This window comes from Pseudomonas siliginis (assembly GCF_024072275.1).
Classification (GTDB): domain Bacteria; phylum Pseudomonadota; class Gammaproteobacteria; order Pseudomonadales; family Pseudomonadaceae; genus Aquipseudomonas; species Aquipseudomonas siliginis.
This window is the reverse complement of the sequence record NZ_CP099598.1, coordinates 4,232,077-4,249,801: the sequence shown is the minus strand read 5'-3', so window position 1 is coordinate 4,249,801 and position 17,725 is coordinate 4,232,077. Positions and strand designations below refer to the sequence as shown.

Below are 17,725 nucleotides of genomic sequence, written 5' to 3'. Positions count from 1 at the left end.
GAGACGCCTCCATGCTCAATTACTTGTGGTTCTTCCTTGCGGCGCTGTTTGAAATCGCCGGCTGTTTTGCCTTCTACATGTGGCTGCGTCAGGGCAAGAGTGCGTTGTGGGTGATTCCCGCGTTGCTCAGCCTGACCCTGTTCGCGCTATTGCTGACCCGTGTTGAAGCGGCCTACGCCGGGCGCGCCTATGCCGCGTATGGCGGGATCTACATCGTTGCTTCGATTGGCTGGCTGGCGGTGGTCGAGCGGGTGCGTCCGCTGGGCTCGGACTGGATTGGCATGGCCCTGTGCGTGGTCGGTGCCAGCATCATTCTGTTCGGGCCGCGCTTTTCCGCTGCCTGAGGCTTTTGTGCGAAGTGTCTGACAGCCGTGGGCGTGGGCGCCTGTAGGGCAAGACTGATTTGCTCGTCGTGGATTGTGAAGACGCTGTAAGCCGCGCATCTTCAGGGTTTGCCAGTCCTGAAGGATGAATCCCATGCTTGTACTCAGCCGTGTGGTCGGTGAGTTGATTTCAATCGGAGACGACATCACCCTGCGTGTTCTGTCGGTCAACGGCTCCAGCGTGCGCTTCGGCGTCGAGGCGCCGAAAAAGGTCCATGTACACCGCGCCGAGGTCTATGACCGGATCAAGCGCAAGGAGGCTGCGGCGAAGGCTGGCTGACGGTTTCAGTCGAACAGATGCTTGGGTACGTCGTGCTTGAGCATCAGCTGGCACTGCTCGCTTTCCGGATCGAACACGATCAATGCCTGGCCTTTGGTCAGTGCCTGACGCACGCGCAGGACGCGGGTTTCCAGCGGGGTGTCATCGCCGTTGTCGGTACCGTCGCGGGTGACGAAATCCTCGATCAGGCGGGTGAGGGTGTCGACTTCAAGCGCGTCGTGGGGAATGAGCATGGGCACCTCGGTCAAATCAATGTCGGGATGCTACGGGGATTGGGTTTTGTCTGCCAGTTCTGTATCGGTCTTGCCGACCCATTCGCGAGCAGGCTCGCTCCCACCTTTGAAATGCGATCCCTGTGGGAGCGAGCCTGCTCGCGAAAGCGGTTATCTATTCACCGAAGGCTCAACTGTCAGAACGCTGCCCCACCAGACTGTCCACCGGCGGCACCCGGGTTTCGCTTTCCATCTGCGTGTCATGCTCGATCTGATGGCTGAAGCGATCCAGTGAGGCATTGGCCGGCGCCGCATCGCTGGCGAAGACCGGCGGGCTCAGAATGTACGCGCCGAGCAAACGGCTGAGCGCCGCCAGGCTGTCGATGTGCGTGCGTTCGTAGCCATGCGTGGCATCGCAGCCGAAAGCGAGCAGGGCAGTACGAATGTCGTGGCCGGCGGTGACCGCCGAGTGCGCATCGCTGAAGTAATAGCGGAACATGTCACGGCGCACCGGCAATTCGTGTTCATCGGCCAGACGCAACAGATGCCGCGACAGGTGATAGTCATACGGCCCGCCGGAATCCTGCATTGCCACGCTCACCGCGTGTTCGCTGGAGTGCTGGCCGGGGGCGACCGGTGCGATGTCGATGCCGACAAACTCGCTGACGTCCCACGGCAATGCCGCCGCTGCACCGCTGCCGGTTTCCTCGGTGATGGTGAACAGTGGATGGCAATCGATGTTCAGTTCCTGGCCGCGGTCGACAATTGCCTTCAGGGCAGCGAGCAGTGCCGCGACGCCGGCCTTGTCGTCGAGGTGGCGAGCACTGATATGGCCGCTTTCAGTGAACTCCGGCAGCGGATCGAAGGCCACCACGTCGCCGACATGGATGCCCAGCGATTCGCAATCGGCTTTGGTCGTGCAGTAGGCATCCAGACGCAGTTCGACGTGGTCCCAACTGATCGGCATTTCATCGACCTGGGTGTTGAACGCATGCCCGGACGCCATCAGCGGCAACACGCTGCCGCGAATCACCCCGGTGTCGGTAAACAGGCTGACCCGGCTACCCTCGGCAAAGCGACTCGACCAGCAGCCGACCGGGGCTAGGGTCAGGCGACCGTTGTCTTTCACCGCACGCACAGCAGCGCCGATGGTGTCCAGGTGCGCAGACACCGCGCGGTCAGGGCTGCTCTTTTTGCCCTTCAACGTCGCGCGGATGGTCCCGCGCCGGGTCATTTCAAACGGAATGCCCAGCTCTTCGAGACGCTCGGCGACGTAGCGCACGATGGTGTCGGTGAAACCGGTCGGGCTGGGAATGGCGAGCATTTCCAGCAGGACTTTTTGCAGGTAAGCCAGATCCGGTTCAGGGATTTGTGTGGTCATGGTCATGGAAACTCCTGATGGGTTGAGCACACCGATGGTTTCGATGAGGAAAATTGGTGGTGACGTTCAGGGCCTCTTCGCGAGCAGGCTCGCTCCCACATTTGGAATGCATTCCCCTGTGGGAGCGAGCCTGCTCGCGAAGGCGTCAGCCGGAACAACGATGGTTCAAGAGACAGCCGGCTGACTATGCGGAAACAACAGATCGACAAAGCGCTCCGCCGTCGGCTGCGGTTCATGGTTGGCCAGGCCGGCGCGTTCGTTGGCTTCGATGAACACGTACTCGGGCTGATCCGCCGCCGGCACCATCAGATCGAGCCCGACCATCGGAATGTCCAGCGCCCGCGCCGCGCGCACTGCCGCGTCGACCAGGGTCGGATGAAGAATGTCGGTCACGTCTTCCAGCGTACCGCCAGTGTGCAGATTGGCCGTGCGCCGCACGAACAGATGCTCGCCGGCCGGCAGGATGCTGCTGTAGTCGTAACCGGCCGCGTGCAGCGTGCGTTGGGTTTCGTGGTCAAGCGGGATCTTGCTTTCGCCGCTGGTGGCCGCTTGCCGACGGCGACTCTGCGCTTCGATCAGCGCACCGATCGAATGCTGACCATCGCCAACCACTTCCGCCGGCCGGCGAATCGCCGCCGCTACCACTTCAAAACCGATCACCACGATGCGCAGATCAAGGCCTTCGTGGAAGCTTTCCAGCAGCACGCGACTGTCAAACTGCTTGGCGGTTTCGATGGCCTTCTGCACTTCTTCGATGGTGCGCAGATCCACCGCGACGCCGTGGCCCTGTTCGCCATCGAGAGGCTTGACCACCACCCGTTGGTGCTCATCGAGGAAGGCCAGGTTGTCGTCGGCGTTGCCCGCCAGTTGCTGCGCGGGCAGTTTCAGACCTGCGCCTTTCAGCACCTTGTGGGTCAGGCTTTTGTCCTGGCACAAGGTCATGCTGATCGCACTGGTCAGGTCGCTCAGCGACTCGCGGCAACGCACGCGACGGCCGCCGTGGCTGAGGGTGAACAGCCCGGCGTCGGCGTCATCCACTTGCACGTCGATACCGCGCCGATGGGCTTCTTCGACGATGATCCGCGCGTAAGGATTGAAGTTCGCCTCAGGCCCCGGGCCGAGAAACAGCGGCTGGTTGATGCCGTTTTTGCGCTTGATGGCGAAGGTCGGCAGGTTGCGGAAACCCAGTTTGGCGTAAAGGTTTTTCGCCTGACGATTGTCGTGTAGCACCGACAGATCCAGATAAGCCAGGCCGCGACTCATGAAGTGCTCGACCAAATGTCGCACCAGCACTTCGCCGACGCCCGGGCGTGAGCAATGCGGGTCGACCGCCAGGCACCACAGGCTGCTGCCGTGTTCCGGGTCGTTGAAGGCTTTTTCATGATTGAGACCCATGACACTGCCGATCACCGCGCCGCTGTCCTCGTCTTCCGCCAGCCAGTACACCGGGCCGCCCTGATGATGTGGGGTGAGCAGCTCCTGATCGATCGGCAACATGCCGCGCGCCTGGTACAAACGGTTGATGCCCTGCCAGTCGGTTTCGCTTTGCGCACGACGAATGCGGAAGCCGCGAAACACCCGCGTGGCCTGCCGGTAATCGCTGAACCACAAACGCAAGGTGTCGGATGGATCGAGAAACAGCTGCGTCGGCTCGAGGCCGAGAATCTGCTGCGGTGCGGCAACATACAGGGCGATATCGCGTTCGCCGGGCTGCTCGTTGAGCAGCTCCTGCGCCAGTGACGCCGGGTCGGGAAAGGTGTGACCGATCAGCAGCCGGCCCCAGCCGCAATGCACGGCAATCGGGGCGCTGGCAGGCTCGCTGCCGTCTTCGGCCAGGCGCGCCTGCAAACGTTCATACGACGGGGCCTGACCACGCAACAGGCGTTGGTTGATGGACGTGGCATGGGGTTTCATCAATCAGATTCCTTGTTCACTGAGCCACAGGTTCAGGGCCGCCAGTTGCCACAGTTTCGAACCGCGCAACGGGGTCAGTTGGCCTTGCGGATCAGTCAAAAGCTTGTCGAGCATGGTCGGGTTGAACAGGCCGCGATCCTGGCTTGGATCCAGCAGCAGTTCGCGCACCCAGTTGAGCGTGTCACCCTGCAAGTGCTTGAGACCCGGCACCGGGAAATAGCCTTTCTTGCGATCGATCACTTCGCTTGGAATGACCCGACGCGCTGCTTCTTTCAGCACTTGCTTGCCGCCATCGGGCAGCTTGAATTGACCTGGTACACGAGCCGATAGCTCGACCAGTCGATAGTCGAGGAACGGCGTGCGCGCTTCCAGGCCCCAGGCCATGGTCATGTTATCGACGCGTTTGACCGGGTCATCGACCAGCATCACCGTGCTGTCCAGGCGCAGCGCCTTGTCCACGGCAGCATCGGCGCCGGGCTGGGCAAAGTGCTGTTTGACGAAATCACCGGCCGCATCGTGGTCGACCAGCCATTTCGGCTGCACAGTCGCCGCGTAGTCGTCGTAGCTGCGATCAAAGAACGCATCGCGGTAGGCCGCGTATGGGTCCGCCGCGCCGTCGACCTGCGGGTACCAGTGGTAACCGGCAAAAAGTTCATCAGCACCCTGGCCGCTCTGCACCACTTTGCAGTGCTTGGCCACTTCCCGCGACAACAGATAGAAAGCGATGCAGTCGTGGCTGACCATCGGCTCGCTCATCGCGCGGAACGCGGCGGGCAGTTGCTCGATGATTTCTTTCTCGTCGATGCGCAACTGATGGTGGCGCGTGCCGTAGTGCTTGGCGATCAGGTCCGAGTACTGGAACTCATCGCCGCGCTCGCCGCCGGCATCCTGGAAACCGATGGAGAAGGTCGACAGATTCTCTACACCAACTTCGCGCAACAGGCCGACGAGCATGCTCGAGTCGACACCGCCGGACAGCAACACACCGACATCCACCGCCGCACGCTGACGAATCGCCACCGCTTCGCGGGTGCTGTCGAGGACGCGATCGACCCAGTCTTCGAGGTTGAGATTTTTCTCGTCCTCATTCGGGCCGTAAGGCAGGGTCCACCAGGTTTTCTGCTCGGTGCGGCCATCGGCTTCAACGCGCATCCAGGTGGCGGGCGGCAGTTTTTCGATACCGGCCAGCAAGGTGCGCGGCGCGGGTACGACCGCGTGGAAATTCAGATAGTGATTGAGCGCCACCGGATCGAGGATCGGGTTGATGTCGCCGCCCTTGAGCAGCGCCGGCAGTGCCGAGGCAAAACGCAAGCGTTGGCCGGTGCGCGACAGGTACAACGGCTTTACGCCGAGACGGTCACGAGCGATGAACAGGCGCTGGGCATCGCGCTCCCAGATGGCGAAAGCAAACATGCCATTGAGCTTCGGCAGCAGCGCCTCGCCCCAGGCGTGATAACCCTTGAGCAGCACTTCGGTGTCGCCACCCGAATAGAAGGCATAACCGAGTGCTTCGAGCTCTGCGCGCAATTCCGGAAAGTTGTAGATCGCACCGTTGAACGCCAGGGACAGGCCCAATTGACTGTCGATCATCGGCTGCGCCGAGCCGTCCGACAGGTCCATGATTTTCAGGCGTCGATGACCCAGGGCAATCGGCCCTTGGGCATGGAAGCCCCACGCGTCAGGGCCGCGAGGGGCCAGGTGATGGGTGATTCTCTCGATCGCTGCAAGGTCTGCAGGTTGTTGATCAAAACGTAACTCGCCAGCTAATCCGCACATAAAGTCCTTACCGGTTTTTCCGTTGGGGAAGGTCAAGCCGTACCGCGCGAAAAGTGCGGGTACTCAGAAACTGACCTGTCTCGGTAGGTGGAGTTTTAGATCGATAAGTTATAAGCCAGCCTGGCTGCCTTCTGCCGCAACGCTATCAGCGCGGATCGAGGATCGAGATTTGCCCACTTACCGTTACGCTTTTTTTGCATAAGCGCACAAGCGCGTGGACGTTCCGTGCGGGGTGGTGCAGGGCTATTTTTTCCATGCAAAAAAGCGTTTGGTCTACCTGGGTTTTGCGCAGCAATTTGAACTGTTATTGGCTGCCCGGCAGCGCTAGGGTCGAGTGTTCGAACCGCAATAAAGGACTATTGCCATGCCCACCCAAGACAAGACAAATCCACGGATTCAGGCCTCGGTCCTGAGCACCTTGTACGCCGCGACCGGTGACCTCGATACCGCTGAAAGCCTGGAAAAAAACCTGCCGGCGCATCTGCTCACGGCTTCTGCGGCCACGCTGAACAAGCTGGACGAAATCAATCGTGAACTGCACACCCTGCAAGTCAAAGTCGACAAGGATCTGACCCGGCTCAAACCCTTGCACAGCTTCTGCATCAGCGAACTCAACGCGGCGCTGAGCGAGAAATGGCCAGCGGTCTATGACGTGAGCGAGGATCTGCTCAGCCTGCCCGGCGTCGATTGTGGCTGCGATGTGAAGGCGACGGTTCAGGCCGATGTCGGCTTGGTCAGACACGCGACGCAAAGCCTGTTGCAGGCAGCCATGCAAAACTTCACCGCAGACGAGGAGCAGGCCGACGGTTTCCCCGCCGGCAGCCTGGTGCGCGTCAAGAGTGTGCCCGCTGGCGTGAAGGATCTGACGCCGGCAGCGTTCGCAGCGTTGTGCCGCAAGCTGGATCTGGGCAAGAAATACCAGGAGCATCTGCAGCAAGTGTTCGGTCTGCGTGAGGAGTGCGGCAAAGTCGTGGCGACCAGTGCCATGACCCGCAATATCGCCGCATTGAAGCAATCGCTGCTGGAGCTGGACGCTCATCTTGCGGAGCTCAAGGGCGATATCACCGCAGCTGGTTTGCGCATGCTGCAGGATCTGATGCTAGCCGAAGGCGTCGCTTCGGCGCAGCACCTGCGCTACGGCAAAGACCCGATGATCATGCAGGGCATCAGAATCCTCGACAGCTGCGTTTGGGGCGTCGTGGTATTTTCCAAACGCTCCGTGGAACAACACCCTGAGGACGGATGCATGGTGTATATGCCCGGCGAGCCCGAGCGCGCCGTGTATGAGTACCCGAGTTTCAATGCGTTCAAGCGCTACCTCGCGCAACAACTCAAGAGCACGGAATATCAGGGGTATTTCGCCGGCAGCCTCGATGAAGATGACAAGGCTGACTTCTTCAAGGCGTTGGCTGAGAAACCCGATCTGGGCGTCGTCGAACAATGGCCGATTAATGTGGCGCTTTTTGATTTCATGGTGCAAAGCCATGTCGGCAAGTTGCAGATCGACGCGCGCAAACTGGCGGTGCCAACCGCTGATATCGATGAAGAGATCCGACAGAAACGCCTGTTGGATTTCGTTCAGCGCGGGGTGACTGTGGCATCGGTGGCGGGGTTGTTCGTGCCGGTCCTGGGGCAATTGATGATGGGCGTCGCGGTCGGGCAATTGCTCGGTGAAGTGTATGACGGCGTCGCGGACTGGCGCCGCGGTGATCATCAGGAAGCACTGTCACATCTGCTCAGTGTGGTAGAGAACATCGCATTGATGGGCGTTTTCGCCGGCGGTCAGAAGGTGCTGGGAACTGTGGGCAAAAAACTGCTGCGCACGCATCCGGAGTTCTTTGCGCAGTTCACCGCGATACTCGATCGGGCCGGCAAGCCACGCCTGTGGAAGTCCGATTTGAGCCCGTACGAGCATGCTTTGCCGGCCGGATTCACCATCGGTGCCGGTTCAAAGGAGTTCTACCAGATCGGCAACAAGACCATCGCCCGCTTCGAGCACCGCCTGTTGGCGGGCAACTTTGATATCGACACTCAGCACTGGCGCCTGGAACACCCCGTACGCGCACAAGCCTATGCTCCGGAACTGATCCGCCACGTCGAGGGCGGCTGGCGGTTCCCCGCTGAACAGCCCGAAGAATGGGGCAGCAGCGCCTACACGCTCAAGCGCATCGATCCGCAGTTGAGCGAATTTGCCGACAGCGACCTGGACATCCTTCGCCGGCTGAGCAACACCTCGCAGCAGACCTTGCTGGAGACCTTCAACGACAATCTGAGCCTGCCGGTACGCCTGCGCGATACCGTCGAGCGCGTGCGCATCGAGCGCCAGCTGCGTGAGTTGACCATGGAACTGGAAAACGGCGAGATCCACTCCGAGCAACCTCTGGAAGAACAGATGCACGCCTTGACGCAACTGCCGGGCTGGCCGACTGACCGATACCTTGAGGTCATCGGTCATGAAGGAGACGTCGAAACCACTTATCCTGCAAACAGCACGCTCGACGAAACCCTGGGAGTGCCGGTCACCCAAGGCCAGTTGGCACTCGGGCGCTTGCTGCAAACCGTCATCGACGGCCTCTACGAGCATGAAGTCGAGGCCTTGCTCGGCGGCAAAGTCGCGAGAAGCACGCAAGCCACCGGGCTGGCAAGAAAACTGGGTGCTGCGCTCAAATCCGATTACCGCGCGGCGTTCGAGCGGATGTACAAGCGCTATGACCGCAGTGACGCGCAGGATCTGGGCAAATTGCGCCAGGTTTTCGCCGACATTCCGGCGCGCGATGGTCAAAGGCTGATCGACCGCGCTTCGAGTGTCGAGCGCCTGCACTTGCGCTCGACCGGGAGCGCGCCCTTGCGGTTGGGACAGCGGGCTCGGGCCGGTATTGCCGAGGTGCGGCTTGACCGGGCGCTGAGCGGGTTGCACTGGTCGTGGCTGGCCAATGCCGACACCGACAGGCTGGCCATGAAATTACTGCCGCGCCTGAGCGGCTGGAACGCACAGCTGCGTCTGCAAATGCGCGACAACGCCTTGACCGGACCGATACTCGAAGACATCGGCGATGCGTCGGCGACCTCGGAAAATACCGGCTATCTGGTGAAGTCCACGCAGGGCTATGAGGCGTTTGGCGGCGACAAAAAATCCTTGGGCAAGGTGGCATCCGGCCCCGACGCTTTGTACATGGCCATCCTCAAGGCATTGCCGCCACGTCAGCGGACCGCACTCGGGTTTGGCGATGCCGGACAGCTCAGTACGCAACAGTTACGCAAAAAGCTGCTCAACGTTGCCCTCGACGAACGCGAGGGCACTGCGCGGGCATTGCGCGGCGGCAGTACGGAATCACTTCCCGTCGAGCCGGCCTGCGTGCAAGGCGATCAGGTTCCCGCGACAGCTCATTCACGCACACTGCTGCGCAAAGCGCGCAGGCTTTATCCGCGTCTGAGCGAGCCGCAGCTCAGTCAATTGCTCGATGCACTGGGCGATGATCCGCTGAGCCGTGCGACCCGCATCAAAGCCCTGCGTCAGGACCTGCAAACCCTGCGTGACGCGCTGTTTGTCTGGAGTGAAGATGCCGCCGCCCTGCAAGCCATTGGGGGCGATCTGGCCGAAGCGCGGCACAGTCGGAAAATGGCTGCCGAGCTGATCGAGGAAGCGTTTCGGCGCTTTCATTGGGCCACCAACGAAGAGGGAAAAAACCTCTGTACCCTTGACCTTGACGGCATGCGCATCGGTAAGGTGCCGACGTTACCGTCGTCGGTGAGCTTCGACCATGTCGAGCAATTGTCGATGCGGAACATGGCGCTGGGGGATGATGTGGCGTACTTCCTCAAGTCCTTCAAACAGCTCGACTCGCTGGAACTGGGCAGCAACGCGATCACCCGGCTGCCTGAAATGTTGTCGCACATGCCGCGTCTGCAACGGCTGAGCCTGGCAAACAATCAGCTCAAGCTCACCGAGCAGACCCTGGCGAAGCTGAACAGGCTGAGCACTTTACGCTACCTGAATCTGGACAAGAATCCGTTGGGTGCCACCCCGGATTTCAGCCGAATGTCGCAACTGCGTCGCTTGTCGCTGAACGATACCGGCATCACCGAACTGCCAGAAGGCCTCGACCATTCTGCGCACATTGAACTGATGGATCTGAGCGCCAACAAAATCACAGAACTGCCCGAGTGGTTGTTCGAGAAATCACGACGTTTCACCGGCGCACTCAAGTTGGGACTGAATCCCTTTTCCGAAGCGACCAAAACGCATCTGGAGAACTATCGCGATAATTTCGGCGTTGGGATGGACTATGTCGCCGATGACATCGCACGGATGAACGAGCAAACGGCGCGCTCGCTTTGGTTGACCAAGGTCAGTGGCGAAGAGTGGGCAGAGCAGTCGCGCATTTGGGCAGCATTGCGCAGCGAGCAGACGGCCGATGGCTTGTTCACGTTGCTGGCGCAACTGGGCGATACCGCAGACGGCAAACAGGGTAGCGCTGACATGCAGCGACGCGTCTGGGCGGTACTGAAGGCGGCGGAAGCTGACGAGCCGCTGGGTCGTCAACTGCTCGACATCGCGGCCGATCCGCTGCACTGCACCGATAACGCGGCGCTGGTTTTCAGTCGCCTTGAAGTCGCAGTGGAAGTCGAGCGGGTGAGCAGGGCTGCAAGCGGGAGCAGGGGTACTGCCAAGGCGTTGTTGGAACTGGGCCGCAGCCTGTTCAGGCTGGACAGGCTGGAAGAAATCGCCCGGGAGCATTCGCTCCGGGCGCCAAGGGTCGATGCGCTGGAAATGAACCTCGCTTACCGCATCGGTCTCACCGATGCGCTGGGGCTGCGCGGTCAACCGAAAGATATGCTGTTCAGTGCCCAGAGTGGCGTGACGGCCGCTGATCTTGAGGTCGCAAAAAATCGCGTCTTCACCGCTGAACTCTCCCCGCAATGGCTGGAATACATGCAGGGGCGAACGTTCTGGCGTGACTATCTGCGACGCATATTTGTCCGCAAGTTTGCGCTGATCGATGACCTGTACGACCCGCAAATGAGCGCACTGTTCGACAAGAAGGACACGCTGCCCTCTGGCGATTATTTGAGTCAGAACCAGGCACTCAAGCTTGAAAAGGACCAGGCTGAAGACGTGCTGTTCAAGAACCTGACAGAAGACGCGATACGGCTGATGGATCTGGGCATCTGCGAAATGCCCGATACGTGAAATTCACTTGCCGCGAATCAACTGCCGTAAGGCGAAACGATTGGGATGGCAGGCTTCGGCCACGCTGCGTGGCAATGGCAGCGGCTCGTTGTCCAGCCACGCGGCAAGCAGCTCGCCGGACAGCGGCGCGGTGATCAGCCCGCGAGAACCGTGGCCGCTGTTGACGTACAGACCATCGAGCCACGGGCAGGCGAGGTCCGGCACTTGCCGGGCGTCTTTGCTCAACGCTGCGTAGGTCTGATTGAAGGTTTGCAGATTAGCGAGCGGGCCGACAATCGGCAGGTAATCAGGGCTGGTGCAGCGGAAAGCTGCCCGGCCCTCAAGGTTCGCAAGTGGCTGCTCGCTGATGTTGAGGCGTGTCAGCAGGTCGCTGGAAATTTCTTCGAGCATCGCCAGATTGCCTTGGTGCTCGGCAGTCGTGGGGGTCAGATCGTCATTGTTGAAGTCGAAACTGGCACCCAGGGTGTGCTCGCCCAGACGCGCCGGGGCGACGTAGCCCTCGGCGCACACCACGGTGGCCAGCGCATGACTCTCTGCGTTTTCAGGCAGGCGCGTGATCTGCCCGCGAATGCGCTTGAGCGGCAATTCGGCGCTCTGGGCAAAACGTTTGATTTCGGCGGCTCCGGCCAGGATCACCACCGGCGCACTGGCGAGCAAACGTTCGCCGTCGAAGGCTTGCCACAGGTCTGCGACTTTGCGCAGTTCCAAAGCTTCGTGATGGCTGAGCAACTCAATGTTGGTGTGGGTCGCCTGGGCCTGACACAACGCCGGCGGATGCACCCAGCCGCCTTCGGGGTAGAACAAGCCGCCGTGGGCCACGCCGACACCGGCGCGATCCTGCGCTTGCGGCTGTTCCAGCCACTGCAAGAGATCTTCAGGAAACGCCGCCGCCAGTTGCGCGTGGCGCTCGGCTTCCTTGGCGTTGAACGCCAGTTGCAGCACGCCGCAGTCATCCCAGTCGCTGCCGCGTTGCAGGCTTTCCAGCAGGCGCCGGGTGTAACCGAAGCCGCTGACGATCAACTGCGACAACGCCGTGCCATGGGCGGACAGCTTGAGATAGAGCACACCTTGCGGGTTGCCCGAAGCTTCTTGCGCCACCGCCGCGTGACGCTCGAGCAGACTCACCTGCCAGCCGCGCGCCGCCAGGCTCGACGCTGTCGCGCAGCCAGCCAGGCCGGCGCCGATCACCAGCGCCCGGCGTTCACCGCGCAACGGAGCAGGGCGGGCGAACCAGGGTTTCGCCGGTAGCGGCGCCGCCACCTCGGCGGGCCAGCCGAGAAACTCGCCACGCAGGATTTCCCATTTGTGGCCGATGCCCGGCGTGCGCTTCATCTTGAACCCGGCAGCATTGAGCAGACGGCGGACCCAACCGGTGCTGGTGAAAGTGCTGATGGTCGAGCCCGGCGCAGCCAGCCGCGCCAGTTCGACGAACAGTTCAGCAGTCCACATGTCCGGATTTTTCGCCGGGGCGAAACCGTCGAGAAACCACGCGTCGATCTGTGCATCGAGTTGCGGCAGTTGCTCCAGCGCATCGCCGATCAGCAAGGTCAGCGTCACGCGGCCGTTGGCCAGAGTGATGCGTTGAAAGCCTTGATGAATCGCCACGTAATGCCTGAGCAACTGATCCGCCAACGGCATGAGTTCTGGCCACAGTGCCAAGGCTCGGCGCAGATCCGCAGGCGCCAGCGGGTACTTCTCGACGCTGACAAAATGCAAGCGCGCGCCGGCCACCGCGTGCTGTTCGAACAACTGCCAGGCGCAGAGAAAATTCAACCCGGTGCCGAAACCGGTTTCGCCAATCACCAGACGTCCATCCGCCGGCAGCGCAGCGAAACGCTCGGCCAGACGGTTCTGTTCGAGAAACACGTAACGGGTTTCCTCCAGCCCCGACTGATCGGAAAAATACACGTCATCGAACACCCGCGAACGTGGGCGTCCCTGGTCGTCCCAGTCGAGTTGGGCGTGGGGCATTTCGGCTTTCATGGCAGGCTCGGCAAACACAAGGCGGCCATTCTAGCCGATCGCGCCGATACTACCGATCCAGCACAAGACTCGCGGTGAAAAGAACCCTGTGGCGAGGGGATTTATCCCCGCTGGACTGCGAAGCAGTCCCAGAACCAACCACCCCGTTTTCCCGAGTTAAACCGTGCTTCCGGGATTTACGACTGCTGCGCAGCCGGTCGGGGATAAATCCCCTCACCACAAAGTTCTCATCCCGTCCTGAGTTCGTGGGAATTTCTGCCCTGCGCCCGTGCCCAATCCGCTAGTCTTGCTGAACCCTGGAAGGAGCCGTCCCATGTTTGAATCCGCTGAAATCGGTCACGCCATCGACAAAGACACTTACGAGGCGGCCGTCCCTGCGCTGCGTGAAGCCTTGCTGGAAGCGCAGTTCGAGTTGCAGCAGCAGAAGCGCTTTCCGGTGATCATCCTGATCAACGGCATCGAAGGGGCGGGCAAGGGCGAGACGGTCAAGCTGCTCAATGAATGGATGGATCCGCGCCTGATCGAAGTGCGCACCTTCGACCAGCAAACCGATGAAGAACTGGCGCGGCCACCGGCCTGGCGCTACTGGCGGATGCTGCCGGCCAAGGGGCGGATGGGCGTGTTCTTCGGCAACTGGTACAGCCAGATGCTCCAGGGCCGGGTGCACGGACTGTTCAAGGATCCGCGTCTGGACCAGGCCATCGCCGGCGCTGAGCGTCTGGAAAAGATGCTCTGCGATGAAGGCGCGTTAATCTTCAAGTTCTGGTTTCACTTGTCCAAGAAGCAGATGAAAGCGCGGCTCAAATCGCTGGCCGACGACCCGTTGCACAGTTGGCGCATCAGTCCGCTGGACTGGCAGCAATCGCAGACCTACGACAAGTTCGTCAAATACGGCGAGCGGGTGCTGCGCCGCACCAGCCGCGATTACGCGCCGTGGCATGTCATCGAAGGCGTCGATGCCAATTACCGCAGCCTGGCGGTGGGCAAGATTCTCCTCGAAGGTCTGCAAAACGCGCTCAAGCGTGCCGACGTCAATCCACACGAAGTCAGTGCCGCGCCGCTGGGTACGCCGGTCGATCAGTTGAATCTGCTCGACAGCCTCGACCTGACGCAGCGTCTGGACAAGAAAGACTATGAAGAACAACTGATCACCGAGCAGGCGCGCCTGTCCGGGCTGATGCGCGACAAACGCATGCGTCGCCATGCGCTGATCGCGGTGTTCGAGGGTAACGACGCGGCGGGCAAGGGCGGGGCGATTCGCCGCGTGGCAGCGGCGCTCGATCCGCGTCAGTACAGCATCGTCCCGATTGCCGCACCGACCGAAGAAGAGCGCGCACAACCGTATTTGTGGCGGTTCTGGCGACACCTCCCGGCGCGGGGCAAATTCACCGTGTTCGACCGTTCGTGGTACGGGCGGGTACTGGTCGAACGAATCGAGGGCTTCTGCGCACCGGATGATTGGCTGCGCGCCTACGGCGAAATCAATGACTTCGAAGAGCAGCTTGCCGATGCCGGGGTCATCGTCGTCAAGTTCTGGCTGGCGATCGACAAGGACACGCAGATGGAGCGCTTTCAGGAGCGCGAAGAGATTTCGTTCAAGCGTTTCAAGATCACCGAGGACGACTGGCGCAATCGGGAAAAGTGGGACGACTATCGCCGGGCGGTCGGCGACATGGTCGATCGCACCAGCACCGAGATCGCGCCGTGGACGCTGGTCGAAGCCAACGATAAACGCTGGGCACGGGTGAAAGTGTTGCGCACGATCAACCGCGCGCTGGAAGACGCGTTCGAGAAATCCGACAAGAAGGCCAAAAAGCACAAGGACTGAAGCGATGGCCGCGCATACGCCGGGTGAATGATCCTCGCGGTCGGCAAGAAGGTGGACTTATGCTCAGGTCCACTCTCAACCGACAACAACAATGAGGTATGCCATGCGTGAAGTGGTGATCGTCGACAGCGTGCGGACCGGCCTGGCCAAATCCTTTCGCGGCAAGTTCAACCAGACCCGCCCCGATGACATGGCGGCCCACTGCGTCAATGCGCTGCTGACCCGCAACGATATCGACCCGGCCAGCGTCGAGGACTGCATCGTCGGCGCCGGCTCCAACGAGGGCGCGCAGGGCTACAACATCGGTCGCAACGTCGCGGTGCTGTCGCGCCTGGGCACCGATACCGCCGGCATGACCCTCAACCGTTTCTGTTCCTCGGGCTTGCAGGCCATTGCGATTGCCGCCAACCAGATCGCCTCCGGTTGCAGCGACATCATCGTCGCCGGCGGCGTCGAGTCGATCAGCCTGACCCTGAAGAGCGTCAACACCGATCACCTGATCAACCCGCTGCTCAAGCAACAGACTCCCGGCATCTACTACACCATGGGCCAGACCGCCGAAGTGGTGGCACGACGTTATGGTGTCAGTCGTGAGGCGCAGGATCGTTATGCTCTGCAAAGCCAGATCCGTACCGCGCAGGCCCAGGCTGCCGGTCTGTTCGACGATGAAATCGTGCCGATGGCGGTGAAATATCGGGTCGAGGACAAGAACAGCGGCGAAGTGCAGATTGTCGACGGCGTCGTCGAGCGCGACGACTGCAACCGCCCGGACACCACCTACGAAAGCCTTGCCGGACTGAAACCGGTGTTCGCCGACGACGGTTCGGTGACGGCGGGCAATTCCTCGCAGCTGTCCGACGGTGCGTCGATGACACTGGTGATGAGTCTGGACAAAGCGCTGGAGCTGGGGCTCAAGCCGAAGGCGTTTTTCCGTGGCTTCACCGTCGCCGGTTGCGAGCCGGACGAAATGGGCATCGGCCCGGTGTTCTCGGTGCCGAAACTGCTCAAGGCCAAGGGCCTGCAAGTGGCGGATATCGATCTGTGGGAATTGAACGAGGCGTTTGCTTCGCAGTGCCTGTACAGCCGCGACCGGCTGGAGATCGACAACGACAAATACAACGTCAATGGCGGCTCGATTTCCATCGGCCACCCGTTCGGCATGACCGGCTCGCGTCAGGTAGGGCATCTGATCCGGGAATTGCAGCGGCGCAACCTGCGTTACGGCATCGTCACCATGTGTGTGGGCGGCGGCATGGGAGCGAGCGGGTTGTTTGAGGCGGTGCGCTAAAGGATTGGTTGCCCGTTCAGGCCCCTTCGCGAGCAGGCTCGCTCCCACAGGTGATCGCATTCCCCTGTGGGAGCGAGCCTGCTCGCGAAGGCAGCGCCACGGTTCAGCGGCTGGAATCCCGCCGCTGCATCCGCGCTATATAAGCCTGAATCTCCCGCTCGATCACCTGACTGTCATACGGCCCTTCGAGGGTATTTTCCCGGGTGCTGAAATACAGCTCGCCATTGACCCGGCACACGCGGTCGCTGCGAAAACGGGTGGCGGGGGCGCTGTCCTCGGCGCGCATGGCGTACATGTCGGTCTCCCTGATCAATGCGTTGAAAAGTCTGCAATCAGCTTATGCCTGAAGCACTTGGCGCGCCTGCCCGGCCGATCAACGGCGGCGCGCCGGTTTACTGCTGCGACCTGCACAGTTTCATTCGCGGCCTGGCGGCAACTGTCCCTGTGTTGCACGGGACAGGGCGCCTAGAATGCAGGCTCTTGTCAGCAGGCTTTTGGGGTTCGCATGCACATTTCATCGGGGCGCTGGGTGTACGGATTGTTCCTGGCGCTGCTGACCGCGTTTCTGTGGGGCATCCTGCCGATCAAGCTCAAACAGGTGTTGCTGGTGATGGACCCGGTCACGGTGACCTGGTTTCGTCTGATGGTTTCCGGCGGCTGCCTGTTCATTTATCTGGCTTCGGTCAAGCGCCTGCCAAGTCGCAAGGTGCTCGGGCCGAAGGGCGGCTGGCTGGTGCTGATGGCGGTACTGGGGCTGGTCGGCAATTACGTGCTGTACCTGATGGGCCTCAACCTGCTCAGCCCCGGCACCGCGCAACTGGTGGTGCAAATGGGTCCGATCATGCTGCTGATCGCCAGCCTGTTCGTGTTCAAGGAGCGCTTCAGCATCGGCCAGGGCCTCGGCTTGCTGGTGCTGTTGATCGGCTTTGGCCTGTTCTTCAATCAGCGCCTGGCCGAGCTGCTGACTTCGCTCTCTGATTACACCGCCGGCGTGCTGTTGGTGCTGCTGGCGTCGACGGTCTGGACCTTCTACGCGCTGGGCCAGAAGCAATTGCTGACTGTGTGGAATTCGTTGCAGGTGATGATGGTGATCTACCTGTTCTGCGGGCTCTTGCTGACGCCGTGGGTACATCCACTTGAAGCGCTCAATCTGAGCCCGTTGCAGGGCTGGCTGTTGCTGGCGTGCTGCATGAACACCTTGATCGCCTACGGCGCATTCGCCGAAGCGCTGGCGCACTGGGAAGCCTCGCGAGTCAGCGCGACGCTGGCGATCACGCCGTTGGTGACATTCGTTGCGGTGGCGATTGCGGCGCGGATCTGGCCCGAGTATGTGCATGCCGAGGAGATCAACGCCCTGGGCTATGGCGGGGCGGTGCTGGTGGTGCTGGGTTCGGCGCTGGTGGCGTTGGGGCCATCGTTGATTGCCGGGCTCAGGGCGCGGCGGGCCAGGGTTGTGCCAGGCTGACGATCGGCGGCGCCTGTATTCGCG

At 61.3% G+C, this 17,725-nt stretch carries 12 protein-coding genes; 6 read left to right on the top strand and 6 right to left on the bottom strand.

The annotated features are described in order from the left end of the window. Positions 1-11: 11 nt before the first annotated feature. A complete protein-coding gene (locus NF676_RS19495; RefSeq protein WP_016770946.1) occupies positions 12-344 on the top strand; it encodes a YnfA family protein in 333 nt (110 codons plus the stop codon). A gap of 133 nt (positions 345-477) precedes the next feature. Then, positions 478-663: a carbon storage regulator CsrA gene (csrA, locus tag NF676_RS19490; protein ID WP_024013891.1), complete on the top strand. Its 186-nt coding sequence runs from the start codon at positions 478-480 to the stop codon at positions 661-663. 5 nt (positions 664-668) lie between these two features. Here the strand turns inward: csrA and NF676_RS19485 are convergent, their stop codons facing one another. From NF676_RS19485 to NF676_RS19470, 4 genes are all read right to left on the bottom strand, one after another. Next, the gene (locus NF676_RS19485; RefSeq protein WP_003172962.1) at positions 669-896 is read right to left on the bottom strand and encodes a YheU family protein; all 228 of its coding nucleotides are present in this window, start codon (positions 894-896) and stop codon (positions 669-671) included. A gap of 169 nt (positions 897-1,065) precedes the next feature. After that, positions 1,066-2,256 carry an osmoprotectant NAGGN system M42 family peptidase gene (locus tag NF676_RS19480; protein WP_252886629.1) on the bottom strand — a complete coding sequence of 397 codons (1,191 nt, stop codon included), beginning with the start codon at positions 2,254-2,256 and terminating at the stop codon, positions 1,066-1,068. A 165-nt stretch (positions 2,257-2,421) separates the two neighbouring features. Continuing rightward, complete coding sequence (gene ngg / locus NF676_RS19475; RefSeq protein ID WP_252886628.1) at positions 2,422-4,170, bottom strand: N-acetylglutaminylglutamine synthetase; 1,749 nt, start codon at positions 4,168-4,170, stop codon at positions 2,422-2,424. Between the two features lie 3 nt (positions 4,171-4,173). Next, positions 4,174-5,946, bottom strand: coding sequence for an N-acetylglutaminylglutamine amidotransferase (locus NF676_RS19470; RefSeq protein ID WP_076563778.1), 1,773 nt, complete (start codon positions 5,944-5,946; stop codon positions 4,174-4,176). Between the two features lie 364 nt (positions 5,947-6,310). Between NF676_RS19470 and NF676_RS19465 the strand changes: the two genes are divergently transcribed. Further along, complete coding sequence (locus tag NF676_RS19465; protein ID WP_252886627.1) at positions 6,311-11,137, top strand: NEL-type E3 ubiquitin ligase domain-containing protein; 4,827 nt, start codon at positions 6,311-6,313, stop codon at positions 11,135-11,137. Positions 11,138-11,140: 3 nt separating this feature from the next. Here NF676_RS19465 and mnmC read toward each other — a convergent pair whose 3' ends face one another. Next, a complete protein-coding gene (mnmC, locus tag NF676_RS19460) occupies positions 11,141-13,120 on the bottom strand; it encodes a bifunctional tRNA (5-methylaminomethyl-2-thiouridine)(34)-methyltransferase MnmC2/FAD-dependent 5-carboxymethylaminomethyl-2-thiouridine(34) oxidoreductase MnmC1 (protein ID WP_252886626.1) in 1,980 nt (659 codons plus the stop codon). 313 nt (positions 13,121-13,433) lie between these two features. Here mnmC and pap point away from each other — a divergent pair, with 313 nt between their 5' ends. After that, positions 13,434-14,948, top strand: a complete 1,515-nt coding sequence (gene pap / locus NF676_RS19455) for a polyphosphate:AMP phosphotransferase (protein ID WP_236168421.1) — start codon at positions 13,434-13,436, stop codon at positions 14,946-14,948. Positions 14,949-15,051: 103 nt separating this feature from the next. After that, positions 15,052-16,236 carry a thiolase family protein gene (locus NF676_RS19450; protein WP_252886625.1) on the top strand — a complete coding sequence of 395 codons (1,185 nt, stop codon included), beginning with the start codon at positions 15,052-15,054 and terminating at the stop codon, positions 16,234-16,236. A gap of 103 nt (positions 16,237-16,339) precedes the next feature. Here NF676_RS19450 and NF676_RS19445 read toward each other — a convergent pair whose 3' ends face one another. Further along, positions 16,340-16,531: a DUF6316 family protein gene (locus NF676_RS19445; RefSeq protein ID WP_056788322.1), complete on the bottom strand. Its 192-nt coding sequence runs from the start codon at positions 16,529-16,531 to the stop codon at positions 16,340-16,342. Between the two features lie 210 nt (positions 16,532-16,741). Between NF676_RS19445 and NF676_RS19440 the strand changes: the two genes are divergently transcribed. Next, entirely contained in the window at positions 16,742-17,701 is a 960-nt protein-coding gene (locus tag NF676_RS19440) for a DMT family transporter (RefSeq protein WP_252886624.1), read from the top strand. Positions 17,702-17,725 lie beyond the last annotated feature (24 nt).